Genomic DNA, 7,818 nt, shown 5'->3' with positions numbered 1-7,818 from the left:
GTCTGTGGACTCGTCAACCACTCACGGGCGGGAGGCCTGGTGGACCGCGTCGAGCACGCGGTCCAGGTAACCGAGGGCCGCCCGCACAGCGGCCTCCTCGTCGCGGGCGGCGATCGCGTCGACGACGACACGGTGGTCGTCCGTGGTCAGCGACGGGGGGTGGATCCCCTCGGTGTAGTCGTAGGTGGCCCGGGTGGGTTCGAGGATGCCGGCGAACAGGTCGGACAGCACCGGATTGTGCGCGGCCTCCACGACCCCGAGGTGGAACGCGAGGTCGGCGTCCGCGAACCGGGACGGCTGATCCGTCGTCCGTTCCCGCTCTTCGAGTAGCGCGGACAGGGACCGCAGGTCGTCGTCCGTGCGGCGCGCGCACGCCAGCCGGACGGCCTCGGTTTCGAGGGCCCGCCGGACCTCGAACACGTTCAGCATCTCTGCGACCGCGACCTGCCGGCCGAGCAACCCGCCGATGTCGGTGCGTGCCCGCACGAACGTCCCCGACCCCCTCCGGATCTCGAGGATGCCCGTGGACGTGAGCGTCTTGATGGCCTCGCGCACGGTGTTGCGTCCGACCCCGAGCAACGCCATGAGCTCGGGTTCGGTCGGGATGCGCTCGCCCACGGTCCAGTCGCCCTGGGCGATCCGGCCACGCATCCAGTCCAGGGACTGCTGATACGCGGACTCGCGGCGAACCACTGTCATGTACTCATCCTCACACCTCGCCGGCTCGCGCCTCACGACCGGCCCGCCTAATATACGTAGGACGTCCCATGTATTCGGACAGCCCGAGGAGGCGACCCCCACGTCCACCGCTCACGCCGACACCGCCCCGCCCGCAATCCCCCGCACGACCAGCCGACACTTCCACGGCCTGAACTACCTCCTCGCCGTCCTGCTCCTCGGCGCCAACATCCCCACCGCGCTGTACGGCCTCTACCGGTCTGAATTCGGCTTCACCCCGATGGTCCAGACGCTGATCTTCGCCGTCTACGTCGCCGGACTGCTGCCCGCGCTGTTGTTCTTCGGACCACTGTCGGATGCGCTCGGACGGCGCTTCGTCCTGCTCGTGGCGATTGCGTTCAGCTTTCTCGGTGCGGTGATCCTGGCGTTCGCGGATGCGACGGTCTGGTTGTTCCTGGGTCGGATCGCGCACGGCGTCGCAGTCGGTGCATGCTCCGCAGCGGCGTCCGCGGCCCTGCTCGAGCACGAACCGTCCCGCAACTTCCGGCGGGCCGGACTGGCCGCCACCCTCACGACCGCCCTCGGCGCGGCCATCGGACCCCTCTTCGGCGGGGCGATCGCGCAGTACCTGCCGCACCCGCTGACGTTGCCCTACGTCGTGTTCGCGGTGCTCCTCGTTCCGGCACTGATCATGACGCTCCTCCTCCCGACCTCCGCGCCGCGCGGTGCCCGGCCCACACAGCTGTTCCAGATCCCCCACGTTCCGGCGCCGATCCGGCGGGTGTTCTGGCTGTCGTCCCTCGGCGTCGCTCTCGCGTGGGGCGCCGTCGGCCTCTTCCAGTCGGTGGTCCCGACGTGGATCGTCAGCCTGCTCGGCGTGAGCAACCTCGTGGTCGCGGGCGGTGCGGCGGCGTTGACCATGATCGCCTCCGTGACCGCGCAGCTCCTCGCGAACCGGCTCGCCGCGTCGACGTCGCTGTGGTGGGGTGTCGGGGCGGTCGGCGTCGGCATGCTCGGACTGCTGGTCGTCGACTTCCTCCCGTCGCTCGCGCTGCTCTGCGTGGTCGCGGCGGTGATCGGCGCCGGGCACGGGCTGTCGTTCGCCGGGGCCATGCGCGCGGTGAACGCCGCGGCCACCGAACATGCCCCCGACGCGCACGGCGGCACCCTCGCCGCGTTCTTCACCGTCAATTACGTCGGGCTGGCGGTGCCGTCGATCTGCGCCGGCATCGCCATCACCGTCCAGGGCATGCACGTCGCGCTCGTCGAGTTGTCGATCGTGGGGGCGGTGCTGTGCGCGGTCCTCGGCGTTCTCGGCACCCGCCGGGCACGGCGTCAGCCCTGACGCAGTGAAGTTTCTCGGCCGGTCGTTGTTCCACCAGATCCCGTCGATCGTCTGCGCCGCACTCGCGCAGAGGTATTCGACGCGTGATCGCGAGAAGTCGGCCAGTACTGTGGGGTGAGGACGTGAACGCCCCATGCCTGAGTCACTTCGCCGCTGCGAGTTCCGCTTCTACGAGGAGCTGAACGACTTCCTGCCGCCTCTGCGACGCAAGCGGACCTTCGAGCACGAGTTCGACGGCACACCGTCGGTGAAGGACCGCATCGAGGCGCTGGGCGTCCCGCACACCGAGGTGGATCTGATCCTCGTCGACGAGGTGTCGGTCGATTTCGGTCATCTCCTCCGCGGCGGCGAACGGGTCGCCGTGTACCCGACGTTCGAACGTCTCGATCTGACCGGGGTCACGAAACTGCGTCCGAGGCCGCTGCGGGAACCGATGTTCGTCCTCGACGTGCATCTCGGCCGCCTCGCCGGCTACCTGCGACTGCTCGGCTTCGACACCCGCTACCGCAACGACTTCGCCGACCTCGAACTGGTGGACATCTCCCTGGCGGAGCATCGCATCGTCCTGACCCGGGACAGGGGTGTGCTCAAACGGTCGGCGCTGACGCACGGCGCGTTCCTCCACGAAACGGACCCACGCAGGCAGTTGCGGGAAGTGCTGGACCGCTTCGACCTTCGGTCGCGGATCGCGCCGTTCACGCGGTGCTCGCGCTGCAACGGGCTTCTCGCTCCGGTGCCCCGGGACGAGGCGCTCGCCGAGGTTCCGCCGGGCGTCGCGCGGCACGAGCACGAATTCAGTCGGTGCCGGGAGTGTGCGCAGCTGTACTGGCCGGGAAGCCATCTGCCGAAGTTACGCCGGCGCCTGTCGGAGGTCGGGGTGATGCTCGAGGTGGATTCTCAGGACGCGTGACGCAACTGCAGGCCGAACTCCGCCGAGCACGAGCAGTCGCCGAGTTCGTCGCAGTCGATGATCAGGGCGTGCCGTACCTCGGACAACTCGGTGCACGACTCGTCCGTGCATTCGGCTGCGTAGAGCGTGTGCACGATCAATGTTCCGTGACAGGTGTCGATCACGTGTGCTGTCCTCCTCACTTCTCGTTCCCCACCTCTGTTGATACCACCCGTCCCCGACAGTCCCGGGAGGTGCGCGGGGTGTGTCGGCAGGGGTGTGTCGGCTAGTTGCGCTCGACGTCGATCGGGTGGGTGGCGAGCAGGGCGAGCGGGAGCGGCTGACGGCGCAGCACCTGTGCCCATACGTCGATGCGGGCGGGAGCGACGACGTCCGAGGCGAGGGCGGAGATGACGATCCAGTCGTCGCGCTGGAGTTCCGAGTCGAGCTGACCGTACGTCCAGCCCGAGTAGCCGGCGAAGATCCGGACGCCTTCGACGAGCGGGGCGATGACCTCGGGGTCGGAATCGAGATCCACCATCACGACGCGACCGTGGACGCGGCGCAGACCCGCCACGCCGTCGGCCTGCGCGCCCGTGCGCAGCGTCGCGAGGCACAGTGCGGCGTCACGCTTGACCGGTCCGCCGACGTACAGCGCGGACGGGCGGGCGGCGAGCGGCGCCCACTGGGGCAGCACGTCGTGCACCGCGGTTTCGCTGGGACGGTTGATGACCACGCCGAGGCTGCCGGCGTCGTTGTGCTCGATCACATAGATCACTGTGCGACGGAATGCGGGTTCGACGAGATCTGTGGACGAGACCAACAGGCTGCCGGGGCGGACCACCGGTTCCGTCGACGCCGTTCGATCCTCGGGTTCTTCTGCGTGCGCCACCAGAACATCATCCCACCGCGGCGGACGCGATGTGACGGAGGACGCGACCTGCGTCCGGTTCGCCGGTTTACGCCGCGGGGAGGCCCGCCGTGTCGGCCATAACCGCGAGCTGGTGCTCGAACAATGCCGCGGGTGTGGTGAACGTGTCGGCGCCGTACTGCCCGAACACCTCGAAGTTCACCGCCCCGAACAGCGCCGACCAGACCAGCACGCCGCGCGCCAGCAGATGGTCTGGGGTGGCGAGCCCGAATTCGGCGCGGATGCGGTCGAGGTCTGCCGCGAGTTCGTCGTCGATCGGCGCCGCCGGGTCGGCCTCGAGCTTGCCCGCCCGATACGCGTTGTCGAGGATCCCGACGAGTGCGTAGATCACCCGCGTTCCCGGAGAGGTGGTCTGCTCGCCGGGCGCGTCGTAGCCGGGAACCGGGCTGCCGAACAGCAATCCGTAGCGGGCGGGTTCGCGCAACGCCCATTCACGCACCGCGCGTCCGAGCGCCAGGAATTGTTCCCGCGGATCGCCGGTGGACGCCACCGCCGCCTCTGCCGCGTCGCCGAGTTCGTTGTAGCCGTCGACGAGGAGAAGCGTCAGCAGTTCGTCGCGGCTCTTGACGTACCGGTACACGGCCGACGACACCACGCCGAGATCCCGCGCGACGGCCCTCAGCGACAGCGCTGCCGCCCCCACCGCGGCCAGCTGCTCGCGACCGATCCGGGTGATGTCCTGCAACGTCTGCTCTCGGGCGCGTTCTCGTGGTGTTCCTGGCATGGGTCCAAGGGTGGCAATTTCAGAGAGCGGTGTCAACAAACGAGAGCACTGCTCTTGACAATGGACGCAGAGGGGAGCATTCTCGAATCACACAGAGAGCAGTGCTCTCGGATAAAGGAAATCGACTCACACCCAGCGGGAGCAGAAATGTCGAACATCGAAATCGTCACCGGAGCAGGACCCGTCGGCTGGAATGTCGCCCGGCAGCTCGCCCAGCAGGGACGCCAGGTCCGGGTCCTCACACGGTCGGGCAGCGGCCCCGACCACCCGCTGATCGAGCGGCGGAAGGTCGACGTCTCCGACGCCGCCGCGCTGCGAGACGCATTCGACGGAGCCACCGCCGTCTACCACTGCATCCATGCGGCCTACAACGCCGACGCCTGGGAGCGCGAACTCCCCGCCGCCGAGCAGACCGTCCTCGAGGCCGCCGGACACGTCGGCGCGGTCGTCGTCTTCCCCGAGAGCCTCTACTCGTACGACACCTCGCAGCAGCCGATGACCGAGCACACCCCCCGTTCCGCCGACTCCGGCAAGCGCGGCGTCCGCACCCGGCTACTGAAGGCCAGGGCCGAGTCCCCGACACCCACCGTGAGCGTCGTCGCGTCGGACTTCTTCGGACCGCAGGTGCTGAACGCGCACGCAGGCGAGCGCATGGTGCCCGTCGTTCTCGCCGGCAAGACGATGCGCGTGCTCGGCTCCGCCGACCTGCCCCACTCGTTCACGTACGTTCCCGACTTCGCGGCCGCGATGATCGCCGCCGCCCACGACCCCGCACTGTGGAACACGGTGCTGCACGCACCGACCGTCCCGGCCGTCACCCAGCGGCAGATGGTCGAGGCCTACGCGCACGCCGCCGGGGTGCCCGTCCCCAAGGTGAGCACCCTGCCCGGCTGGGTGATCCGCGGCGGCGGGCTCGTGCACCAGGGCAGCCGCGAACTCGCGGAGATGCTGTACCAGTTCGAGGAACCGTTCGTCATGGACTCGTCCGAGAGCGAGGCCCGGCTCGGCCTGACCCCGACGCCGCTGGATCAGGCCGCCGAGGAGACCGTCCGGTGGTGGCAGGAGAGGACGGTCGCCGCCGCCGGATAGGGTCCTGTGAATGGCGAAACAGCTCGGGGACCGGCGCGAGGCGTGGCGCAGAACGGCGTACACCCTCCGGCGGTCACCCGGGCTGGCCCGTCTCGCGACGGTCCGGTTCGCCAGCCAGCTGGGCGACGGCATGTTCCAGGCCGCGCTCGGCGGCGCGATCCTGTTCAACCCGGAACGAGAGACGGATCCCCTCGCGATCGCCGCCGGTTTCGCGGTACTGCTGCTCCCGTACTCGGTGATCGGCCCCTACGCCGGCGCGCTCCTCGACCGCTGGGACCGCCGCACCGTGCTGCTGTGGGCGAATGTGCTGCGCGGACTGCTCATTCTGGTGACCGCCCTGCTGCTGGCGATCGGGACCGGTGAGTCGGCGCTCCTCCTGCTCGCCCTCGCCGCCATCGGCGTGAGCCGCTTCGTGCTCGCGGGAGTCTCGGCCGCACTGCCGCGGGTGGTGCACCGGTCCTGGCTGGTGGCCACCAATTCGGTGCTCGCCACCACCGGATCCGTCGTCGCCGCACTCGGGGCCGCGACGTCCGTCGCCATCATCTCCTTCGTGGGCGCCGGCGACCGCGGTTCCGGAATCGCCGTGGCCACTTCCGCCTGTGGTTCCGCGGTGGCGGCGTTCGCGGCGTCGCGGTTCCACCACCGGCTCCTCGGTCCGCATGCCGACGAGAAACCCGAATACGGTGCGGTCCGCGCCGTCGCCGCCGGACTGCGGAACGGGACGGTCGCCGTGTGGCATTCGCCCGGTGTCACGACCGCGATGATCGGGATAGGAACGCACCGCATCGTTTTCGGCGTCAACACGCTGATCATGGTTCTGGTGCTACGCGACACCGCCACCGTCAGCGCACTGCCGGGCGGTCTGGCCGGCTTCGGCGTCGCTGTCGGAGCCACCGCCGCGGGCATGCTGATGGCGGCGATCTCGACGCCGTTCCTGATCCCGCGGATCGGACGGTCCCGCACCATCCTCGGCGGCCTGATCCTCGCACTCGTCGTGCAGTGCACGCTCGTCGCCACGCTCACCCAGGTGTCGCTGCTGTGCGGCGCGCTGCTCCTCGGATTCGCTGGGCAGTCCATCAAACTCAGCGGCGACGCGGCAATGCAGATCGAGATCGAGGACGATCGCCGGGGCCAAGTGTTCGCGCTGCAGGACACGGTGTTCAACGTGGCCTTCATTGCGTCCATCGCCGCGGCGTCCCTCGTGATCGCCCCCGACGGCCGGTCACTCGGGCTGGTGCTCACCGGCGGCGCGGTCTACGGTCTCGGGCTGGCCGGCGTCCTGCTCAACTCCCGACGCCGACCTGCCTGAGAACCCGGACTATTTCGCATCCGGCAGCGGAACGTTCTGCAGGCGGACCTGGCCACGCGCCACTTCCTTGCCGGTGTCGGCCGCAGTGATCACCACCGACCACAGCTGCTGCACCCGACCCTGCTGGAGGGGCACCGCGACCACGTCGACCCGGCCCTCGGTGCGGGCCCGCAGGAAGTCGGTGCCGTTGTGCACTCCCACCGCAAACTGACCGCGGTCGGCGACCGCCGTGCTCGCGCCGATGCTCGCGGCCGACTCGACCGCCGTCGTGTACACGCCGCCGTGCACCACACCCCACGGTGTGTGGTGGTCGGCGGACAGGTCGATGTGGCCGACCACCTTCGTGCCCGACACCTCGTCGAGTTCCAGTCCGGCAGCGGCGACGAAGGCGCTTGCCGCCGCTCGGGTCAGATCAGTCATGGCGCGTTCTCCTCGTCGAACACTCGGTTAGTTTGAAAACCCAACCCACCTTGCCCGGCTTCGGCCCTGACGTCAATGGTCCCGGCGGTGCCGATCATCGGATCGGGGCGCCACGTGTGCACCGCCGCGATCACCGGTGGCTCCGCCATCGTCATCTCGACATCCCAGATTCCACACCCGGACGGATCGGTGAAATAGCGCGCCTCACCGTCGGCGTCGTAGTCGAGCACCGAACGATCGGCCACACCGTCACCGTCCGAATCCCACATCGCGTCGTCCAGGAGGCCGTCGCCGTCGAAGTCCAGGCGCACCGCGTCGACGTCGCCGGACGCTCCCAGGTCGAGATCGGCGGGCGACGTCCACGCCGTCGGAGCGTCGGCGCCGGTTCCGAACGAATACTCGAGAGGATCCATATGAAGGTAGGACGCACCGC

At 69.2% G+C, this 7,818-nt stretch carries 8 protein-coding genes and 2 pseudogenes; 4 read left to right on the top strand and 6 right to left on the bottom strand.

Annotated features, from left to right (window positions below; translation table 11 throughout):
• Window positions 1-21: 21 nt before the first annotated feature.
• Entirely contained in the window at window positions 22-699 is a 678-nt protein-coding gene (locus RJ1_RS14625) for a FadR/GntR family transcriptional regulator (RefSeq protein ID WP_073360955.1), read from the bottom strand.
• A 68-nt stretch (window positions 700-767) separates the two neighbouring features.
• On the opposite strand from RJ1_RS14625, the pseudogene RJ1_RS14620 reads away from it, so the two are divergent.
• Window positions 768-2,023 (top strand): annotated as a pseudogene (locus RJ1_RS14620) (MFS transporter).
• Between the two features lie 133 nt (window positions 2,024-2,156).
• On the top strand, window positions 2,157-2,933 hold the full coding sequence (locus RJ1_RS14615) for a Mut7-C RNAse domain-containing protein (protein WP_073360953.1): 777 nt from the start codon (window positions 2,157-2,159) through the stop codon (window positions 2,931-2,933).
• Here RJ1_RS14615 and RJ1_RS14610 read toward each other — a convergent pair.
• The 3 genes from RJ1_RS14610 to RJ1_RS14600 all read right to left on the bottom strand — a co-directional run bounded on the left by RJ1_RS14610 (window position 2,921) and on the right by RJ1_RS14600 (window position 4,567).
• A complete protein-coding gene (locus RJ1_RS14610) occupies window positions 2,921-3,097 on the bottom strand; it encodes a hypothetical protein (RefSeq protein WP_240319866.1) in 177 nt (58 codons plus the stop codon). The genes RJ1_RS14615 and RJ1_RS14610 overlap by 13 nt on opposite strands.
• A gap of 101 nt (window positions 3,098-3,198) precedes the next feature.
• Window positions 3,199-3,804 (bottom strand): YqgE/AlgH family protein, encoded by a 606-nt coding sequence (locus RJ1_RS14605; protein ID WP_073360950.1) that lies wholly within the window; start codon window positions 3,802-3,804, stop codon window positions 3,199-3,201.
• A gap of 67 nt (window positions 3,805-3,871) precedes the next feature.
• Complete coding sequence (locus RJ1_RS14600; RefSeq protein ID WP_073360949.1) at window positions 3,872-4,567, bottom strand: TetR/AcrR family transcriptional regulator; 696 nt, start codon at window positions 4,565-4,567, stop codon at window positions 3,872-3,874.
• A 147-nt stretch (window positions 4,568-4,714) separates the two neighbouring features.
• On the opposite strand from RJ1_RS14600, the gene RJ1_RS14595 reads away from it, so the two are divergent.
• Both RJ1_RS14595 and RJ1_RS14590 read left to right on the top strand, forming a co-directional pair.
• Entirely contained in the window at window positions 4,715-5,656 is a 942-nt protein-coding gene (locus tag RJ1_RS14595; RefSeq protein ID WP_073360947.1) for an NAD-dependent epimerase/dehydratase family protein, read from the top strand.
• Window positions 5,657-5,666: 10 nt separating this feature from the next.
• Window positions 5,667-6,965 carry an MFS transporter gene (locus RJ1_RS14590; RefSeq protein WP_073360946.1) on the top strand — a complete coding sequence of 433 codons (1,299 nt, stop codon included), beginning with the start codon at window positions 5,667-5,669 and terminating at the stop codon, window positions 6,963-6,965.
• Between the two features lie 9 nt (window positions 6,966-6,974).
• Here the strand turns inward: RJ1_RS14590 and RJ1_RS14585 are convergent, their stop codons facing one another.
• Together RJ1_RS14585 and RJ1_RS47695 are read right to left on the bottom strand one after the other, a co-directional pair.
• Entirely contained in the window at window positions 6,975-7,385 is a 411-nt protein-coding gene (locus RJ1_RS14585) for a PaaI family thioesterase (RefSeq protein WP_073360945.1), read from the bottom strand.
• Window positions 7,386-7,549: 164 nt separating this feature from the next.
• Window positions 7,550-7,798 (bottom strand): annotated as a pseudogene (locus tag RJ1_RS47695) (hypothetical protein); the annotation flags it as partial.
• Window positions 7,799-7,818: the final 20 nt, after the last annotated feature.

Origin of the sequence: Rhodococcus jostii NBRC 16295 (assembly GCF_001894825.1) — a bacterium.
In the GTDB taxonomy this organism is placed as follows: domain Bacteria; phylum Actinomycetota; class Actinomycetes; order Mycobacteriales; family Mycobacteriaceae; genus Rhodococcus_F; species Rhodococcus_F jostii.
This window is presented reverse-complemented; position numbering and strand designations above follow the sequence as displayed.